Origin of the sequence: Flavobacterium sp. UBA2787, from assembly GCA_002352205.1 — a bacterium.
In the GTDB taxonomy this organism is placed as follows: Bacteria; Bacteroidota; Bacteroidia; order Flavobacteriales; family Flavobacteriaceae; genus Flavobacterium.
In genome coordinates this window covers 313,095-331,655 of sequence record DEHZ01000002.1, presented here as the reverse complement: position 1 = coordinate 331,655, position 18,561 = coordinate 313,095, and the positions used below count along the sequence as shown (strand labels likewise).

Annotated in this window: 18 protein-coding genes; 4 read left to right on the top strand and 14 right to left on the bottom strand. The window is 34.6% G+C overall.

The genetic code is table 11. The features are described from left to right. Positions 1-34 precede the first annotated feature (34 nt). A complete protein-coding gene (locus tag B4N66_RS01800; RefSeq protein WP_291092029.1) occupies positions 35-1,384 on the bottom strand; it encodes an FAD-dependent oxidoreductase in 1,350 nt (449 codons plus the stop codon). Positions 1,385-1,730: 346 nt separating this feature from the next. On the opposite strand from B4N66_RS01800, the gene B4N66_RS01795 reads away from it, so the two are divergent. The 4 genes from B4N66_RS01795 (at position 1,731) to B4N66_RS01780 (ending at position 5,412) form a co-directional block, all read left to right on the top strand. After that, a complete protein-coding gene (locus B4N66_RS01795; RefSeq protein WP_188361325.1) occupies positions 1,731-2,366 on the top strand; it encodes a flavin reductase family protein in 636 nt (211 codons plus the stop codon). A 2-nt stretch (positions 2,367-2,368) separates the two neighbouring features. Further along, positions 2,369-2,518 carry a DUF2256 domain-containing protein gene (locus tag B4N66_RS01790; RefSeq protein WP_291092028.1) on the top strand — a complete coding sequence of 50 codons (150 nt, stop codon included), beginning with the start codon at positions 2,369-2,371 and terminating at the stop codon, positions 2,516-2,518. Between the two features lie 84 nt (positions 2,519-2,602). Further along, positions 2,603-3,883, top strand: coding sequence for a DASH family cryptochrome (locus B4N66_RS01785; RefSeq protein ID WP_291092027.1), 1,281 nt, complete (start codon positions 2,603-2,605; stop codon positions 3,881-3,883). Next, positions 3,880-5,412 carry a cryptochrome/photolyase family protein gene (locus B4N66_RS01780; RefSeq protein WP_291092026.1) on the top strand — a complete coding sequence of 511 codons (1,533 nt, stop codon included), beginning with the start codon at positions 3,880-3,882 and terminating at the stop codon, positions 5,410-5,412. Before B4N66_RS01785 ends, B4N66_RS01780 begins: the two co-directional genes overlap by 4 nt. A 4-nt stretch (positions 5,413-5,416) precedes the next feature. On the opposite strand, the gene B4N66_RS01775 is transcribed toward B4N66_RS01780, so the two are convergent. The 13 genes from B4N66_RS01775 to B4N66_RS01715 form a co-directional block, all read right to left on the bottom strand. Beyond that, positions 5,417-5,959: a hypothetical protein gene (locus B4N66_RS01775; protein WP_291092025.1), complete on the bottom strand. Its 543-nt coding sequence runs from the start codon at positions 5,957-5,959 to the stop codon at positions 5,417-5,419. Between the two features lie 2 nt (positions 5,960-5,961). Then, positions 5,962-8,346 carry a penicillin acylase family protein gene (locus B4N66_RS01770; RefSeq protein ID WP_291092024.1) on the bottom strand — a complete coding sequence of 795 codons (2,385 nt, stop codon included), beginning with the start codon at positions 8,344-8,346 and terminating at the stop codon, positions 5,962-5,964. Between the two features lie 72 nt (positions 8,347-8,418). Next, the gene (locus B4N66_RS01765) at positions 8,419-9,228 is read right to left on the bottom strand and encodes a hypothetical protein (protein ID WP_291092023.1); all 810 of its coding nucleotides are present in this window, start codon (positions 9,226-9,228) and stop codon (positions 8,419-8,421) included. A 222-nt stretch (positions 9,229-9,450) separates the two neighbouring features. Next, positions 9,451-10,539, bottom strand: a complete 1,089-nt coding sequence (locus B4N66_RS01760) for an agmatinase family protein (RefSeq protein WP_291092022.1) — start codon at positions 10,537-10,539, stop codon at positions 9,451-9,453. A 139-nt stretch (positions 10,540-10,678) separates the two neighbouring features. Continuing rightward, entirely contained in the window at positions 10,679-11,029 is a 351-nt protein-coding gene (locus B4N66_RS01755) for a four helix bundle protein (RefSeq protein WP_248435282.1), read from the bottom strand. A gap of 98 nt (positions 11,030-11,127) precedes the next feature. Further along, positions 11,128-12,405 (bottom strand): kynureninase, encoded by a 1,278-nt coding sequence (gene kynU / locus B4N66_RS01750; protein ID WP_291092021.1) that lies wholly within the window; start codon positions 12,403-12,405, stop codon positions 11,128-11,130. A gap of 158 nt (positions 12,406-12,563) precedes the next feature. Further along, positions 12,564-12,965: a hypothetical protein gene (locus B4N66_RS01745; protein ID WP_291092020.1), complete on the bottom strand. Its 402-nt coding sequence runs from the start codon at positions 12,963-12,965 to the stop codon at positions 12,564-12,566. Between the two features lie 280 nt (positions 12,966-13,245). Continuing rightward, complete coding sequence (gene queA, locus B4N66_RS01740; protein WP_291092019.1) at positions 13,246-14,295, bottom strand: tRNA preQ1(34) S-adenosylmethionine ribosyltransferase-isomerase QueA; 1,050 nt, start codon at positions 14,293-14,295, stop codon at positions 13,246-13,248. A 189-nt stretch (positions 14,296-14,484) separates the two neighbouring features. Continuing rightward, complete coding sequence (gene aroA / locus B4N66_RS01735) at positions 14,485-15,735, bottom strand: 3-phosphoshikimate 1-carboxyvinyltransferase (RefSeq protein WP_291092018.1); 1,251 nt, start codon at positions 15,733-15,735, stop codon at positions 14,485-14,487. Then, positions 15,735-16,061: a DMT family transporter gene (locus B4N66_RS01730; protein WP_291092017.1), complete on the bottom strand. Its 327-nt coding sequence runs from the start codon at positions 16,059-16,061 to the stop codon at positions 15,735-15,737. Before B4N66_RS01730 ends, aroA begins: the two co-directional genes overlap by 1 nt. After that, positions 16,058-16,252, bottom strand: a complete 195-nt coding sequence (locus tag B4N66_RS01725; protein WP_291092016.1) for a hypothetical protein — start codon at positions 16,250-16,252, stop codon at positions 16,058-16,060. The genes B4N66_RS01730 and B4N66_RS01725 overlap by 4 nt, the downstream gene beginning before the upstream one ends. Then, positions 16,252-16,578, bottom strand: coding sequence for a nucleotide pyrophosphohydrolase (locus B4N66_RS01720; RefSeq protein ID WP_291092015.1), 327 nt, complete (start codon positions 16,576-16,578; stop codon positions 16,252-16,254). The genes B4N66_RS01725 and B4N66_RS01720 overlap by 1 nt, the downstream gene beginning before the upstream one ends. A 2-nt stretch (positions 16,579-16,580) precedes the next feature. Beyond that, positions 16,581-18,560 carry a DUF3857 domain-containing protein gene (locus B4N66_RS01715; RefSeq protein ID WP_291092014.1) on the bottom strand — a complete coding sequence of 660 codons (1,980 nt, stop codon included), beginning with the start codon at positions 18,558-18,560 and terminating at the stop codon, positions 16,581-16,583. Position 18,561 lies beyond the last annotated feature (1 nt).

The following is an 18,561-nucleotide window of genomic DNA, read 5'->3' as shown; positions in this document are numbered from 1 at the left end:
GTAGAAATTCCGTATGATTTTAAAAGAATTTGATTTACCGATTTGATTGAAGAAGCTGAATAATCTTCTCTTCCACTTCTTTACTATCCCATTTTTCTTCAATATTTTCCATCTGCATCACCTCTTCCATAATTTTATTTTGGAAATCACCAATGGCAAGAGCTTCTGAATAAGGTTGCAGACTGAACGTTACCCGACTGTAAAGTGGCATCCATTTTTCGGGATGTTTATCGGAAAACCATTTTTCAATTTTCTTTTGCAATAAGAATTTCTCATCAGCCGTTTTGGCACTCATTTCCATAAAGTTACGATAGGAAAGTTCGGCAATCGCATCAGCATTGGGTTTTCGGGATTTCTCATACGCTTTGAAAATGGCTTCCCAATCGTCACCGTATTGAGCAATCATCTCATTTAAAACGGTAATATCTTCAAAACCGGCATTCATTCCGTGACCGTAAAAAGGTACGATTGCATGAGCAGAATCTCCAATCAAGGCAACTTTATCGGCATGTGTCCAAGGAAAACATTTCATCATCACCAAATAACTCGTAGGGTTTTTGAAGAAATCTCGAACTAAATCGGGAATTACTTCTTTAGTGTCCGGAAAAAATTCAGCAAAGAAATCTACCAACGATTTTTCGTCTTTCAAACTTTCAAACGAATTTTCTGCTTCAAAAGGCATAAACAGCGTACAGGTAAATGACCCGTCCAAATTGGCCAAAGCCATCAACATAAAATTACCACGAGGCCAAATGTGTAGCGAATTTTTATCAATTTTATGCGAGCTATCCGGATTGGAAGGAATATGCAATTCTTTGTAACCAATATTTAAAAATTCCTGCGAATAATTAAACATACTTTGGCGTTGCATGCGGTGGCGAATTCTCGAAAAAGCACCATCGGCACCAAAGACTTTATCGTATTTTAAATCGGTCCACTCACCTCTTTCAGTTTCACCAATGTGTAATGTAGCATCAGATAATGAAACATCCCAAATGCGATGTTCAAAAAAGAATTCAACTCCGGCAGCTTCAGCCAAATCAATCATTTTCCTATTTAAAACACCTCTGGAAAGTGAATAAATCGCTTCGCCCTCTTTACCATAATATTGATAAGTAAGTTTTGAATCTTGAAGATGAATTGCTCTTTTATCAACGGGAATTCCGATTTTTTTAATTTCTTCGGTCAAGCCAATATCATCCAACGCTTTCCAACCTCGATTTGACATCACTAAATTGATGGAACGACCTGAAAATTCAACTGTTCGAATATCAGGACTTCGATCAAAAACGTGAACAGTATGACCTAATTTTTTGAGGTATATTGCCAATAAAGTTCCAACCAATCCGGAACCAACAACGGCAATTTTTTGAGGAGTTTGCATGAATGAATATCAAAAATTCAAATACAAAAATAAGGATTATAATAGGATTTTTCAGTTTTAAGAAAAATATATTTTAACCCGTTAGGTGTAATTAAATTTTGAAATGATTTTGCCACTAATTCACTAATTTTTTGGAATAATTATTCGATTTAATTCGAATTTTCATCAAAGATGAACAAATTATTACGTTTGCATATTTTAAAATTCGAGAATTCGTGGTATGATATCCATTAAAATTTTGAATTAAATAATTACAACCCACGGTTTTTTTAGTCTAGATTAAATTTTTGTTTAACTTATATTGATTTTAATTAAACAAAAACTATCTTTGAAAAAAATTGCTTTTATGATTGAATTATCAAAAGAAACGATTCAAAATCTTCCCAAAATTCCACGATTGAATTTAATTAATAGTTGCACGGGTTATAAATCGGCCAATTTAATTGTGACAAAAACTATTGAAGGTATTTCAAATGTGGCCATTTTTAGTAGCATTACACATTTAGGAAGTGATCCTGCACTTTTGGGTTTTATTCTTCGCCCAACGACTGTTCCGAGAAATACGTACAAAAACATCAAAGATTTGGGTTATTTTACAGTCAATCATGTCACCGAATCGATGATTGTTGATGCTCACCATAGTTCGGCAAGTTATGATGAAACTGTTTCCGAATTTGACAAAACCAATTTGGAAGAAGAATATCATGATGGTATTACCATTCCTTTTGTTAAAGGAAGTCCTGTGCAAATTTTATGCAAATACCTCAACGAATATGAAATTAAAGAGAACGGAACGATTCATATTATTGCTTCGATTGAACAACTTTTCATAAAAGAAAATTTGATTCAGGCTGAAAATTGGTTACGATTAGATTTAGAGAATGTGGTGTCGATTAATGGTTTAGATGCTTATTGCGTTCCAAAGTTGGTTGACCGATTTGAATATGCTCGGCCAAATATTCCAACCAAATCAATCCTATAAAAATGGCTCACAAAAAAGTAAATCTCCCAGAAAAAATTTGCAAAACGTGTGGACTACCTTTTTCCTGGCGAAAAAAATGGGAGAAGAATTGGGAGGAAGTTTTGTATTGTAGTGAGAAATGTAGGAGGAATAAAGTTGGGAGTAAGGAGTAGGAAGTTTTCAGTCTTAGTCGCAGTCACAGTTTTCAGTTTTCAAATACCTTTTACCCATTACCAATAACCCATCACCATAAAAAAATGAACAATCTAGTCTGGTTTCGAAATGATTTACGAGTAAACGACAATACTTCTCTCTTCAAAGCTTGTCAAAAAGAAGGGAATGTTTTGGCTGTTTATTGTTTTGATCCGCGACATTTTGAAGAAACGAAATATGGTTTCAAAAAAACTGAAAAATTTAGAGCTCAATTTTTATTGGAAACTGTTTTTGAACTTTATCATTCGTTAAAAGAAAAAAATATCCCACTCTTTGTTTTTTATGGAAAACCGGAAGATACAATTCCGAAATTGATTGAAGAATATGAAATTTCAACTGTATTTGTTCAAAAGGAATGGACAAGTGAGGAGGTCAATATCAATATCAAACTCAAAAGTCAAAATTCAAATGTTAAATGGGTAGAAACTTATGACCAATTTTTGTTTCATCCGGATGATATTCCTTATTTAAATTTTAAAGAAATTCCGGAGGTTTTTACTGTTTTCAGAAAAAATTGTGAAGCTTCTGTGAAAGTCAGACCAAGTGTTTCGATTGATCAATTGCCGAATTCCAATTGGATTGAACCAAATTCATTCCATTTAACGTTGGAAGTTTTAGGTTTGGAAAGTTTTGAAATTCATCCCAATTCCGCTTTTCCTTTTCATGGTGGCGAATCAAGTGCGATAAAACGATTAGAAAATTACTTTTTTGAAACAGAAATTTTATCCAAATACAAACAAACCCGAAACGGATTAATTGGAGCCGAATACAGTTCGAAACTTTCCGCTTGGTTAGCGAATGGAAGTATTTCTGCCCGAACCATTTATTGGGAAGTTCAACGATACGAAAAAGAAATTTGTAAAAATGAAGATACGTATTGGTTGATTTTCGAATTGATTTGGCGAGATTATTTTAAATACATTTCGCTAAAACATGGAAATAAAATATTCCAACTCGATGGCATTTTGGGTAAAAAATACGATTGGAATTTCCATTCAAAAGCGTTTGAACAATGGAAAAACGGCACTACCAAAGAACCTTTTGTGAATGCCAATATGATTGAATTACAACAAACCGGATTTATAAGTAATCGCGGAAGACAAAATGTGGCGAGTTTTTGGGCAAAAGAATGGAAACAAGATTGGCGAGTGGCAGCGGCTTATTTTGAAAGTATGCTGATTGATTATGATGTACATTCTAATTACGGCAACTGGATTTACAATTCCGGTGTTGGTAATGACCCGAGAGATCGAAAATTCAACATCAAACGTCAAGCGGAAATGTATGATGCGAACGGTGACTATCAAAAACTATGGTTGAAATGAAAATACTCCGATTTCTTCTCGGTGATCAATTGAATCACAAGCATTCTTGGTTTCAACAAACCGATGAAAATGTCATTTATCTAATGGCGGAAATGCGTCAGGAAACCGATTATGTGAAACATCACATTCAAAAAGTAGTAGCTTTCTTTTTAAGTATGCGGAATTTTGCTTCGGATTTGAAAAGTAAGAATCATCAAGTGGTTTACCTTGAGATTGATGATTCAAACAATCCTCAACACTTAGAGGTGTTAATTCAACAAACTATCGAGCAATATTCTATTCAAAAATTTGAATATCAATTGCCGGATGAATTTCGGTTAGATGAGCAATTGAAGCAAATTTGTGAAAATCTTTCTATTCCAACAGAAGTTTTTGACACGGAACATTTTTATACAACTAGAACCGAAATAGCCGAATTTTTTCAAGGAAAGAAATTATTGTTGATGGAAAATTTCTATCGAATGATGCGAAAAAAGTACGACATTTTGATGGTTGCAAATAATCCGATTGGGAATCAATGGAATTTTGATCACGATAATCGAAAAAAGTATAAAGGCGAAGTTCCGATTCCGAATGCAAAAGTATTTTCAAAAAATGTGAAAGAAATTCTTCATCAATTAGAAAAAATGGATGTCAAAACCTTTGGTTCAATTGATGCAGAAAAATTCAACTGGCCTACTACGCGAGAAGAATGTTTGGAACAATTGGATTATTTCTGTCATCATTTACTAAAACATTTTGGCGATTATGAAGATGCGATGCACACGGAAGAAAAATTCCTATTTCATTCGAGATTGTCATTTGCGATGAATACAAAAATGCTTTCACCGAAGGAAGTGATTGAACAGGTTGTCAATTATTATTATCAAAACGAAGATGAAATAACCCTTTCCCAAGTAGAAGGTTTTGTGCGACAAATTTTGGGTTGGCGAGAATATGTTCGTGGAATTTATTGGAAAGAAATGCCAAATTATTCCAAGATGAATTCCTTAGAAAATTACAATCAATTACCTTCTTTTTATTGGACTGGAAATACGAAAATGAATTGTATGAAGCATTCCATTTCGCAAAGTTTGGAGGAATCGTATGCACATCATATACAAAGGTTAATGATTATTGGTAATTTTTCATTGCTTACACAAATGCATCCAGATCAAGTGGACGCTTGGTATTTGGGTGTTTACATAGATGCAATTGAATGGGTGGAAATGCCCAACACGCGTGGAATGAGTCAATATGCCGATGGTGGAATTTTGGCCACTAAGCCTTATGTTTCCTCAGGAAGTTACATCAACAAAATGAGTAATTATTGTGGTGGTTGTCACTATAATGTGAAAGACAAATTAGGCAAAAAAGCGTGTCCGTTCAATAGTTTGTATTGGAATTTTTTGGATGATAAAAAAGAGCATTTCAAAAACAATCAACGGATGGCGATGATGTTGAATTTATTGAATAAAATTCCGGCGGAAGAATTGTATGAGATTAAAATGAAGGCAAAAGATATTATAGAGAATTTGGATATAATCTAATTATTTATTTTGTCAATTCAAAATCATATTCAATATCTAAACTTTCACCAATTCGCTTATTTCTTTTAAAGTTTAATGTATAACTGATTCCATATTTAGACAAAAATGAATCAATTCTTTTCTTTTCAAAACCATAAATTTTGTTATCTCTACGATAAGTATTAAATGGCCCAACAGCAATCTTTAAAACTAAAAAGCTAATACCAAAAAATACTATAGGTATTACATATAATCGAATACGAGAACTTGCAAAATCTAAACTGTCTAAATATTCTGCGAATAAAAAACCACTCAAAATCAACAAAAAAAACACCAATGAAAAAAATATCAAATTTAATATAACCCAGAATTTTGAATCCTTATTGTGTTCAAAATCTGCATTTATTTTAATAATCTGAGATTCTAGTGTTTGGTTTTTGAATTTAATATCCGGACAAGTTTTATTAAAATCAGGAACTTTTTTGGTCAAACCACAAGTAGTCCCAATCTTAAAATCATATTTTTTAAGACTGCAAAATTGACAATGAAAAGCTTTATCAATTTCCATAACTATCTCGGTTTAAAAACTAATTTTCGTGAACTCGCCTCAATCTCCTTTTTATTCATTTTCATTTTTCGAAATTTTCCTTGGTTGTATAGTTCTGCTTGGTTTTTGTAATGTTCGCTCAACGGATTTCCCGATTGTCCGGTTGGAAGAATGCTCACACTATTTTGAATATCTGAAAAATCGATAATTCTTCTTGTTGATGGTCCGGCTTTAACTTGATGGTTTCCGGCTTCTGTAAACGTAAACATTAAATTATTGATGACTTCGTTCGACCCATTGATTTCAAAAGGCCCAACATTGAAATAACTACGTAAAGCAGCGACTTCACCCAATGGATGTTTGTGTTCCACAGTATGTACTTTATTCCATGTCCAACCTGAAACTTGATTGCCTAATTTTTTTTCTAAATTCGAAATGGTTTGTTGGAAAGAAAGAGTCAAAATTTCATTTCTTGATTCTTTTTTATCTTTCGTGGAACTATTATCCCACCAAGGAGACTCTTCATTCGCGATTTGAAAAGCAATCATTTGTTTCAAAAGATGTGTAGTCAACAGAATATCAAAACGGTCTTTCCCTAATTCATCTTCAAAGGTGTTTTTGAGATAATAAAACAGAAATTGATTGTAAATTGTTGGAGCGACATCGGTTAAACCATTGCTTCCATTCCAATTTTTTAATTGATTTAAAGCATTTTTTTCATTTTCAGATAAATCGTTTTGATTGATTCCGCTTAAAATGCTTTGCACAATCGATGGTGCGACCGACGATTGATCATCATTAATCATTTTCATAAAATCTTCTTTCGTCCAATCATTTTTGGGTTCGAGCAATTGAACGATTCGTTTCGCACGATCTTCCGGAAGATAATAACCCGGATATAAATAATCATCGATTGGTTCTACTTGATTGTTGGCAGAATACACATAATTACAAGTAGGATTGATGGCATACGGATTTTCAGAAAACTCATAATACTCTTTTTGTTCATCTTCACCGTTTGCACCATTTAAAATAAAATTCGGATTGACATTTTCCGGCATTTTATACAATTTTCCGGAAGTTATCCAAGCAATATTTCCTTTTGCATCGCCATACATAATATTTAATCCGGGAGCGGCAATTAACTCAATACTTTGATGAAAATCTTCTACATTTTTTGCGTGACAAAGTGAATAAACGGCATCTAAAATTTGATTTTTATGTTGCAAATACGTCCACCACATCGAAATGGGTTTGTCTTCTTTCAACCCATCAACCAAACCATTTAGTAACGGACCGTGATGACTTTTTTTGACTTTTAAAACCACATCCGAACTGTCTTTTACTTTGATGACTTTTTCAATGATTTGATAATTGTTAAACCCTTCTTTTGTTTGGTATTGGTTTTCATTTTCAGGATTATTCGTTTCCAAAAACAAATCCATATCATCATTTTCAAACATCGTTAATCCATAAGCATATTGACGATTATGACCTAAAAGCGGAAATGGTGTTCCGGCCAAGTAATAACCATACATTTCATAATCGGGTGTCACGATGTGAGCTTCATACCAAGTGCAAGGTTGCGAAAAACCAATGTGCGGATCATTGGCAAACAACACTTTTCCACTCTTGGTTTTTTGAGGACCAACTACCCAACTGTTACTTCCAATGAAAGGTGGAACAGGAGAATTTTCCAATAACGAAGCAACCGATTTTGAGATTTCTGAATACGCTTCCGATTTTCCTTTAAAGCTTTTTAGTTTAGTATGAGCCAAAGAGCCGTCGATACCAAAATCTTTGAGATAGTCCATTCCCAATTCATCACGAATATCGGTCATTAATGGATCTGATTTTTGAGCCATCGCAAAACTAAAGGACATATAGCCAAAAATATTATACACATCCTTGATGGTGAATTTTTCCTTCGGAACACCTACTAATTGAAATTCTATTGGGGATGGACCTTCTTCTAAAAACTGATTAATTCCACCCAAATAGGCCAACGTTAATTGATAACTTTCGCTGTTTTTGTCCAATTGAGCAATTGCTTTTTCTGAATCTTCATCAATCCCTAAACCAGCAAAAAACTTGTCGTTTTTAAGCATCACCGATCCAAAAAGTTCAGATAATCTTCCCGGTGCAATTCTTCGCATTAGTTCCATTTGCCACAATCGATCTTGAGCGTGCACATAACCCAAAGTTGTCATTGCATCTTTTTGAGATTGAGCATAAATGTGCGGAACTCCGTAGTCATCAAAATAAACTGTCGTTTCTTTTTGGATGGAATTCAACGCAATTTCGCCATCGTATTTTGGTTTAAGATAAAAGCCGTAAATCAAAATAAAAGCTGCAATTAGAACCAAAATCAATAAAACGGAAAGTGAGATTTTTTTAAGAAGTTTCATAAAAATAAAAATCAATAGACAAATATACTAGAAATGTCTATTGATTAAAATGTATTGAACGATAAGTTTGTCTTAATTTCCTCTACCACCGCCACCTCTTGTTGTAGTGGGGGTAGTTGTTCCAGTGCTTCTTTGAGCAGGAGCTGTGGATCTATTTTGCTGTCTGATTTGCTGTGTTCTTTCTCGAACTGCACGAGCATCAGGCTGAGGCAATCTTGTACTCGAACGTGTTTCTGCCGGAGCCACTCTCGGTGTTGAAGGGGTTGCTCTTGGAGTCGTTGGTGTTGCTCTTGGCGTTGTTGCCGGTGCTCTTGTATCTGACGGATTTCTAACTGCTGGTGCAGTAGTTGATCGTGTACCTGCATCGTTTCCTCTCGTATTTGGTTGCGTAGAATTACCTCTAACATTTGATTGTTGGGTTGATGAACCTCTTGTGGGTTGAGCTGATGCAGACGACGTTCGTGGTCGAGTTGGTGCATAATGATTACCACTTTGACCTCTAACCCCAATTGTTGCTTGTGTTGGCCATTGATTTCCTACTGCATATTGTTGTCTATGCATATTGAAATTATGATAAGGTGAAGGTCCATAATAATCCATAAGTCCAACTTTATACGTGTTGTATAAATCATAATGTCCGTAATGATTGGGTAAATAATAAGCACTTACCCATCGGTTTCCTCTCGGATAAATATACATTGATGAGTAAACATCGTAGTAAACCATCATATCAGGAAAATAATAATATCGAACATCATCATATCCTACGGGACCCCACATTGGCGGTGGTTCAGGCTGAGAAACTACGGCGGGACGGCTTGGTGCACACATCGTGAACAAAACCGAAATAGAGGCTAGTATAATTAAGTTTTTGAATCGCATAATTTTTGTTTTTAGTGTTACTATTTAATAATATTCAAGAATAATACCAAAATGTAAATTGATAATAATCTATTAAAGTTACGATTTTACGTAAGTAACTCCAATAAAAAGTTTTGAATTTAGTTTAACATTAACTTTTAAACTCAATTATAGAAGATGCTTTTAAAGAAAAACCCCAAAGTAGCTCTTCACTATTTTGGGGTTCTTTTTTGATTTAAATTTTTAATTTCTGGGAAAAACGATTTTCTCTCCCACATTCATTTTATTGTTTTTAGCTAACACTCCGCACATATGAAATAACATTCGGGCACCTACGTTTCCGTCCCAATCATCATTTTCTCCGGGAGCGACTTCTACTAAATCGAATCCGATGATTTCTTTGTCGGTTTCTGCTAAACGACTTAACAGATAAGTAGCTTGTTCAAATGAAAATCCGCCCGGAACCGGAGTTCCTGTATTTGGACAATACCAAGGATACATTCCATCAATATCAAAACTAATGCAGACTTTTTGTGGTAAAGCGGCTATGATTTGATCACATTGTTGTTGCCACGTTTTACCTTCAAAGGTTTCTCTTTTCAAATCAGAATCGGTGTGCACTACTACTCGGCTTCCTTGCTGTTTCACGACATCAACTTCTTGTTCACAAAAATCACGAATTCCAACCTGAACAATTTTTGAAATATGTGGAATTTGTAATGCATTGTACATAATCGATGCGTGCGAATAGGTAAAACCTTCGTAGGCAATTCTGAAATCCATATGAGCATCTAAATGTAGAATTCCGAAATTGTCGTGCTTTTCAGCTAAGGCTTGATAATAACCAAGTGGTGTGCTATGATCACCGCCCAAAAGCACAATCTTTTTCCCTCTGTCTAACCAATACAATGTTTTCTGACGAACGGCTTCCACCATATCGGAACAGGCATAATTGATTTTATCTAAACTTTTTTGCAAAGCCGGATGATGATCTAAAATTGCTCCGCTTTCTAATGCTTCAATAATTGGAGCTGCTTTCTTTTTATATTTTTTTGAATTCTTTTTGATTCCTTTTGGTGATTCATCTAAAAAGATTCCTAATTTCCATAATTCAGGAAATTCTTGGTGGTTTAAATCTACTTGAAATGAAGCCTCTAAAATCGCTTCCGGTCCTTTTGATGCACCTGAACCGTAACTAACAGTTACTTCCCACGGAACAGGAATTACGATTATTTCACTATCTTCAATAGAAAAAGGTAAGCCAAAAATGGTTGCGTCTGCCAAACCCGGTTGGCTTGGATCGAAGGTTTTGAGGATTTCTTGTTTAGTCATTTGTTGGATTGTTCGATTGTTCGATTGTTGGATTGTTCGACTTTTAGATTGTTCGATTTTTGGATTATTGGATTTTTAGAAAGATTCTACAATCAAGGAATCTAATTATCTAAAAATCCAATAATCTAATTATCTTCTCTCACCGCAAAGTTGACATAAATTTAGCAATCATTAAAGTTATTTTGTGAAGTTCATCTGATAAAATTTTTAAATCATTATCATTTAAATATCCTACATCATTTGAAACTAATAATTGTGTTTCGATTTCATAACAAGAACCTAAAGCGTTTTCTAAAAAAATTAAAAAATGTTTGTTTGAAGATTTTGCTGAGCCTTCCGCAATATTTGAAGGAACTGAAATCGATGCTCTTCTTAACTGAGTTATTAATCCGAATCTTTCTGATTCGGGAAAACTTTGAGTCACTTTGTAAATGGGTGTACAAAATTTTCTACTTAACTTCCAAATTTCTAAATCTTTGTATCTGTGCATATATTTTTTTTGATTGTTGGATTGTTCGATTTTTTGATTGTCAGATTATCAGAATTTTCTAAAAATCTAAAAATCTGACAATCCAAATATCTAAAATTCTATTTACTAATTCCTTTCTTCAAGATTTGTCCAAATTCATACATGTCTTCAAAAGAACAGTAGAATGGTGCGGGAGCCAGACGGATTACGTTGGGTTCACGCCAGTCGGTGATGACGCCGTTTGTCATTAAATAGTCAAACAAAGTTTTTCCTTGTCCGTGAAGATAAACGGATAATTGACAAGCTCTTTCTTCTTGGTTTTGTGGTGTGATGATTTCAAATTCGGTTCCGTCGATTTCGTTGTCGATTTCGTGAAGGATGAATTCAAGATAAGCCGTTAAAAGATTTCTTTTTTTGATTAATTTGGTCATTCCTACTTCGGCAAACATTTCGGCAGATGCTAAATAAGGTGCTAATGATAAGATGGGTAAATTACTGATTTGCCAACCATTTGCTCCATATTCGGGTTCAAAGTGCGGTTCCATTTTGAAACGACGTTCTTTGTTATGTCCCCACCAACCGGCAAATCGTTGCAATTCAAAATCGCCGTGGTGCTTTTCGTGGATAAAACAGCCTGAAACATTTCCGGGTCCGGAATTCATGTATTTGTAACTGCACCAACAAGCGAAATCAACATTCCAATCGTGTAATTGAAGTTCGATGTTTCCGGCAGCGTGAGCTAAATCCCAGCCGACAAAAGCACCTGTTTTTTGTGCTGCTTGTGTGATGGTTTTGATGTCAAATACTTGACCGGTGTAATAGTTTACTCCGCCAATTAAGACTAATGCTAATTCATCACCTACTTCTTCAATTTTGGCTAAAATATCTTCGTGACGGATGTTGTGTTCGCCTTCTCTTCGTTTGATTTCGATGATGGCATCGCTTGGGTTGTAACCGTGAAATTTCACCTGACTTTGAAACATATATTGGTCCGATGGAAATGCTTTTTCTTCGCAGATGATTTTATATTTTTTTTCGGTGGGTTGATAGAAGGAAACCATCATTAAATGAAGGTTGACGGTTAACGTATTCATCACCGTGATTTCGGATGGTTTTGCTCCAACGATTTCACTTAACGGAATGGCAAATCGTTCGTGGTAATCCCACCAAGGTTTGTCGGCATAAAAGTGACCTTCTACGGCGAGGCGAGCCCAGTCGTTCATCACTTCGTCTACGTAGGCTTTGGTTCTTTTGGGTTGTAATCCGAGTGAATTTCCCGTAAAATAAATGACGTTTTTGCCATTTATACTTGGGAAATGAAACTCGTCACGGTACTTAAAAAGTTCGTCTTGTGCGTCTAATTGTTTTGCAAATTCGCGGGTATTTTGAAATTCCATTCAGTTGTTTGTTTGTGTGGTAAAGATAGTAATTTTTTGGATTATGGGGAAAGGTCGTGACTAGGTTGAAGGTGTAGAAATAAAGTGATGTCGAAAAGTCATTACAAGCAATCCAACAGAAATGCAGTAATTACACCAAGAATATATATTGAAATAGATTACTCATCAAATGAAAAACCCGAACTTTTAATTAACAATGTATCTGTGATTTTCATTGATGGATTTACAATAATTGATTCAGGATAATTTTCATTAAATTTTGCTATATAAAAACTATTTAACTCTAAATTATCGATCAATTTAGTTTCTTCATCAGAATTTGTAATTGAGTATTTAATTCCTGTCCTTAAGGTTTCAAAATATTTTCCATTGTAATAATACCCAAAGTAAAAATGTGTTGTTTTAGGTATTCTCTCTTTCTTGATAAATTTTGCTATAATATCTTTTCCCTCTTTTTTAATTTTCTTTTGGATAAGACAACCTCTAATTCCAAAAAAAGCTATTAAAATCACGAATACAATAATATAATAGTGGATATACTTTAATTTCTTTTTAGACATTTTTCGAGATGTATAGTATAATTTTAGCTAATATAATATATTAACATTCAACTAAACAAAATTAATTTGAAAACTAAATCTCATTTTAGCACAATCTGCGTTAGGGATTGAAACGGAAAGCCCACAGCACAAAACGCCAATTTTCTTAGGCACAAAAAGCGACCAACGGAAGCTCTTTTGTGCCCTTAGAAAATGGCGTTTTGGGCGAGGACTTGGAGTGAAAAGCCCGTAAAACGCCCAAAAAAAAATCCCAACCGGAAAAGATTGGGATTTTGTATTTTTAGATGATTAACATTGCATCACCGTAGGAGTAGAATTTGTATTTTTCTTTGATTGCTTCTTCGTATGCTTTTTTCATTAAATCGTGTCCGCAGAAAGCCGAAATCATCATTAATAACGTTGATTTTGGTGTGTGGAAGTTGGTTATCATACAATTGGCGATACTGAAATCGTAAGGCGGATAGATGAATTTATTTGTCCAACCTTCGAACGGATTCATTGTTCTTGCTGAGGAAACCGATGATTCGATGGCTCTCATCGAAGTTGTTCCGACACAACAAATTCGTTTTTTTTGTGTGATGGCGTTGTTCACGATGTCGCACGCTTCTTGTGTGATGATTAACTCTTCGGAGTCCATTTTGTGTTTAGACAAATCTTCGACCTCAACCGGGTTGAATGTCCCGAGACCAACGTGTAGGGTTACTTCGGCAAAGTCAACTCCTTTAATTTCAAGGCGTTTCATTAAATGTCTGGAGAAATGCAATCCGGCAGTTGGTGCGGCTACGGCTCCTTCTACTTTGGCGTAGATGGTTTGGTAACGCTCTTCGTCTTCGGGAGTTACTTCTCTGGTGATGTATTTTGGGATTGGGGTTTCGCCCAATTCGGTTAATTTATTTCTGAATTCGTCATACGAACCGTCATATAAAAATCGCAATGTTCTTCCACGAGATGTGGTGTTGTCGATTACTTCTGCTACCAATGAATCATCATCTCCGAAGTACAATTTGTTTCCGATACGAATTTTTCGAGCCGGATCTACCAATACATCCCAAAGACGTTGTTCGGCGTTAAGTTCACGCAATAAAAACACTTCGATTCTTGCACCTGTTTTTTCTTTGTTTCCGTAAAGACGAGCAGGGAAAACTTTGGTGTTGTTCATAATCATCACATCGCCATCGTCAAAATAGTTGATGATGTCTTTGAACGTTTTGTGTTCGATTGTTTTTTTTGCTCTGTCAATCACCATTAGACGAGATTCGTCGCGGTTTTCTGCAGGGTATTCAGCCAATAATTCTGTTGGAAGATTGAATTGAAAATGAGATAATTTCATTTAAAGAAGTTTAAAGTTTAAAAGTTTAAAAGTTTAAGGATTATTTCCGTAGACATTTAAAATTCAGGTTGCAAATATACGATTGTGAGATAGGCGTTGTCAAGTGTTTTGAGGTTTATTTTTTTTAATAAGTAGCTGAGTGGCTGAGAGACTGAGTTTCTGAGTTGAATTTATTGTGGAATTTTGGTTTTATTCCGCAATTTGAAATCCGTAGTTTTTTAAATCTTCCCAAAAAGTGGGGTAAGATTTTGAGACAACTTCGGCATTTTGGATGGTGATGGGAACATTTAGTGCGAGTGGTGCGAAAGCCATAGCCATACGGTGGTCTTGGTAGGTTGCGATGGAAACATTTTCAATTATTTTTTCTGAAGGTTGTAATGTAAGACTATCATTTGTAACTGAAATGTTTGCTCCGAATTTTGATAGTTCGGTTTTTAAAGCTTCTAAACGGTCTGTTTCTTTAATTTTTAAGGTATGTAAGCCTGTGAGGTAGCAGCCGATGCCGAGTCCGAAACAGGTTACGGCGATGGTTTGGGCGATGTCGGGGGAGTTGTTTAGTTGCGAGTTGAAAGTTGCGGGTTTTGGGTTATCTGTTTTGCGTAAGAGGATTGTATTATTGTTAAAGTCGGTTTCTACTCCAAAACTTTTATAGATTTCGACTAAGGCGGCATCGCCTTGCAGGCTGTTTTTTTTGTAGCTTGAAAGGGTGATTTGTGTACCGATTTCTGATAGAGCGATTATGGAATACCAGTAGGATGCGGAGGACCAATCGGATTCAATGGTTAATGGTTGCGGGTTGCGGGTTGCGGGTTGCGGGTTAACCTTTATCATACTATTTTCAAAGGATGTTTTAACGCCGATTTCGTTGAGTAACGCCAATGTCATATTGATGTAGGGAATGGATGTGATTTCGCCTTCGAGGGTGAGTTCTAGACCGTTTTCGAGTTTTGGGGCGATTAGTAATAAGGCGGAAATATATTGACTACTAACGTTTGCCGGAAGGGAAACTTTATTTTGGGTTAACTTTTTTCCTTTGATTCTGATGGGCGGAAAGCCTTCGTTTTCTTCGTATGTGATTTCGGCTCCTAATTGATTTAATGCATCGATAAGAATTTTAATTGGTCTTTCTTTCATTCGGGATGAGCCAGTTAAAATGACTTCTTTTCCTTGTTGAATGGAGAAAAAAGCGGTTAGGAATCGCATGGCTGTGCCGGCGTGGTGGATGTCTATGAGTTGCGGGTTGCGGGTTGCGGGTTGCGGGTTTTCCAATGCTTTGAGCATTACTTCACTATCATCGGAATTGGAGGTGTTTTCTAATTTGATGTTTGGATATAGTGCTTGTAACAATAATAATCGGTTGGTTTCTGATTTGGAACCGGTGATTTTTAGTTGAAGGTTGCGGGTTGCGGGTTGCGGGTTATAGGTTAATTTTAAATCCATTATTTAGTGACAACTTTTAGTCCGATGATTGAAATGATTAGGGTGCTAATGAAAAACACTCTCCAAAAAGTAGCGGGTTCTTTGAAAACAAAGATTCCGACAAGGACACTGCCGACTGCTCCAATGCCTGTCCACACCGCATAAGCTGTTCCGATGGGTAATTCTTTTGTGACCTTTATCAAAAGCAGCATACTGATGGTGAGGCAAATTAAAAATCCGCCATACCAAATCCACATCGTTGTTCCTGTGGTTTCTTTGGCTTTGCCAAGACAGGTTGCAAATGCTACTTCGAATAATCCGGCGATGATAAGGAGAATCCAGTTCATTTTTCTTTTTTTCTGTTTCTGATTTTTTCAAAGATAAATATTTCGCCAAGAGCCATACTAATTCCGAACAAAATGCTCAACATAATAATATCTTTTAACAGCATTTTTTTTTCTACAAAATAAAGCATCAATCCAAATAATGTCCCAATAATTAAAACTCCGGCTATTAGTGTGGCAAGATGTTTTTTCATTATTTCAATTTTTCGTTATTCTGATGACGATCGTGGTCTCGATTGGTTTTTATATCTAATTTTTTATCGAAAGCGGCTTGCAAATCGATACCGGTTTGGTTGGCGAGACACAAAACTACAAAAACCACATCGGCTAATTCTTCACCAATGTCTTTGTTTTTATCGCTTTCTTTTTCGGATTGTTCGCCGTAGCGACGGGCAATTATTCGGGCCACCTCACCTACTTCTTCGGTAAGTTGAGCCATATTGGTTAATTCGTTGAAATAACGAACGCCGTGTTTTTTTATCCAGTTGTCTACTTCGAGTTGGGAGTTTTGTAGGTTCATGGTTATATTTTTTTTAGTATGATAGATTCAGTTTGTTTTTCGATGTAAATTTTGAAAATATTCTTTAAATCAGCATAATCACTCGGAACAAAAGTGGATTTATTTACATCAAAAACTGATTGAATTGTTATTTTGTCATTATCTGATGAAATATTGAAATTTAAAAAAACACTTTTATCCGTCAATGTAATTGTTACAGATTTTGGTAAATATTCAACTTGATAGCCTTCTGGGATGGCTATATTTATCATATATTTATCTTGTTTAGGAAATACAAAATCAATAGGCATTGACCTGCTATCTTGTTTAAATGGGTTAACATTATTTGTGTAAAACAAAAAAGGATTAAAAATAATTTTATCTCCACTTATATCAGATACATTTGCATTTGAAAATGAAAATGTTTCAATTATCATTTTGTCTAGTTCTTTTTCATTTTCAAGTTTATATTCTGCTATAATTAGATTATTATCTTCCTCTAATTTTTCTAAATAAAAATCTTTATTAGTATTGGCATATCTATCTCTAAATAAAAAAGCATTATAATCACTTTTTGTCAATCTTACTTTTCCTTTGAAAGTTCCATCTGAGGACAAATCTGCTTGAATAAAGGTTATTGATTTTGATAAGTTAGTTGGATTTACAACAATTTCTTCAGCTTGCTCTATAATATTTATTGCTCGTCCTGTTCCATTTAGGCATCTAATTGGTAAAATGTTAAAAGTAGAATTTGGGTCTGTTGCATCCATTAAAATTTGCTGATTATCAATGTTTGCCGAAACAATTAAATAGTTAAAACCTTCTCTACTTGGAAAAACAGTTTTTCCATTTTTACGTGTACTGATGAGAACAGGTGAAGCATTAATTCCTGCACTTCTTAGCATTATAATTAGATTCAAGTTTATGTCTGCTACATTTCCAACATTTTTATAATATGCCTCTTTGACTCCTATTTCTGGATAATATCCAAAATTTCCGTTCCATTTAATTTTACTTTTAACGTGATTAAAAATAATTTTTGTTTTATTCAAATTGCTTTCTTCTGAAGAAATACTCTTTTTTACTATTTCTTCAAAGTAACCTCTGGCGTGAAATTCTTTACTAAATTTTTCATTTTTAGAAATGCTTTTAGCTACATCATTCCAAGTTTGAGCATAATTTTTTAAAGGACTATCCTTAAACGCTATTTGACTTAATTCTTTTTCTATCTTAATTCGGTAGTTTTCGACATTGTCAGTATAAGGCTCTTCTATTAACGCTGGTATATTTTTTAGGGTGTACTTTTGCTTTCTTAGGGTATAGCTCAGCTGTTGTGTAAGATTGTGTTCTCCTGTAAAAGATTGTGTAAAAATCTCATCCTTTGACTCTTGCTCGACACTTGAGTAACCTCTTAAAATGGTATTATATACATAATTCACGGGTATTTCTGATCTATATTCAGCAAAATTTACTGGAATTGTCTCTTGAAAGTCAAAGTCTGGAAGTCTTCCTATATTTTCTGAAACAAGCTTATATTTAAACTCTATTACAGAGCCTACCTTGACATTTGGAAAAGTAATAGTCTTTTTCATCCAATATTCATTTATTTTTTCTTTGAAAAGTCCTTGTGCTGATAATTTTGTTTTTTCAATTTTATTATCTTCCAAATTGTAAGTTACTACATCTGAAAAAAACACGTTGTCATTATCTAATTCACTCCAACCAATATAATATGGGATAGAATAGTTTGCCCAAATAAGACCTTCTTTTTTATAGATTTTAAGTTTAATTTCATAGGTTGTTTCACACTGAAAACCTTTTTTATCTGTATAATAAAAATGTGTTCTTGCTTTCTTGAATAATATCGCTGCATTGGCCGAAGTGTCAATGGGATGAATTTTTTCCTCCAATTCTTGCTTTGTTACTTTACCAAATTCCAATTTCTGAGCATTTAGAGGAGTGTGTATCAATACCATTAACAGAATAGCTTTTTTTAAATTCATA

Coding starts and splice junctions, on each gene's coding strand:
- B4N66_RS01715 (WP_291092014.1), bottom strand. CDS start 18,560: ATGAATTTAAAAAAAGCTATTCTGTTAATGGTATTGATACACACTCCT.
- B4N66_RS01760 (WP_291092022.1), bottom strand. CDS start 10,539: ATGACTAAACAAGAAATCCTCAAAACCTTCGATCCAAGCCAACCGGGT.
- B4N66_RS01775 (WP_291092025.1), bottom strand. CDS start 5,959: ATGGAAATTGATAAAGCTTTTCATTGTCAATTTTGCAGTCTTAAAAAA.
- B4N66_RS01725 (WP_291092016.1), bottom strand. CDS start 16,252: ATGAAAAAACATCTTGCCACACTAATAGCCGGAGTTTTAATTATTGGG.
- B4N66_RS01730 (WP_291092017.1), bottom strand. CDS start 16,061: ATGAACTGGATTCTCCTTATCATCGCCGGATTATTCGAAGTAGCATTT.
- B4N66_RS01770 (WP_291092024.1), bottom strand. CDS start 8,346: ATGAAACTTCTTAAAAAAATCTCACTTTCCGTTTTATTGATTTTGGTT.
- B4N66_RS01800 (WP_291092029.1), bottom strand. CDS start 1,384: ATGCAAACTCCTCAAAAAATTGCCGTTGTTGGTTCCGGATTGGTTGGA.
- kynU (WP_291092021.1), bottom strand. CDS start 12,405: ATGGAATTTCAAAATACCCGCGAATTTGCAAAACAATTAGACGCACAA.
- B4N66_RS01765 (WP_291092023.1), bottom strand. CDS start 9,228: ATGCGATTCAAAAACTTAATTATACTAGCCTCTATTTCGGTTTTGTTC.
- B4N66_RS01790 (WP_291092028.1), top strand. CDS start 2,369: ATGGCTCACAAAAAAGTAAATCTCCCAGAAAAAATTTGCAAAACGTGT.
- B4N66_RS01755 (WP_248435282.1), bottom strand. CDS start 11,029: ATGCACAGATACAAAGATTTAGAAATTTGGAAGTTAAGTAGAAAATTT.
- B4N66_RS01720 (WP_291092015.1), bottom strand. CDS start 16,578: ATGAACCTACAAAACTCCCAACTCGAAGTAGACAACTGGATAAAAAAA.
- B4N66_RS01745 (WP_291092020.1), bottom strand. CDS start 12,965: ATGTCTAAAAAGAAATTAAAGTATATCCACTATTATATTATTGTATTC.
- B4N66_RS01795 (WP_188361325.1), top strand. CDS start 1,731: ATGATTGAATTATCAAAAGAAACGATTCAAAATCTTCCCAAAATTCCA.
- B4N66_RS01780 (WP_291092026.1), top strand. CDS start 3,880: ATGAAAATACTCCGATTTCTTCTCGGTGATCAATTGAATCACAAGCAT.
- aroA (WP_291092018.1), bottom strand. CDS start 15,735: ATGGATTTAAAATTAACCTATAACCCGCAACCCGCAACCCGCAACCTT.
- B4N66_RS01785 (WP_291092027.1), top strand. CDS start 2,603: ATGAACAATCTAGTCTGGTTTCGAAATGATTTACGAGTAAACGACAAT.
- queA (WP_291092019.1), bottom strand. CDS start 14,295: ATGAAATTATCTCATTTTCAATTCAATCTTCCAACAGAATTATTGGCT.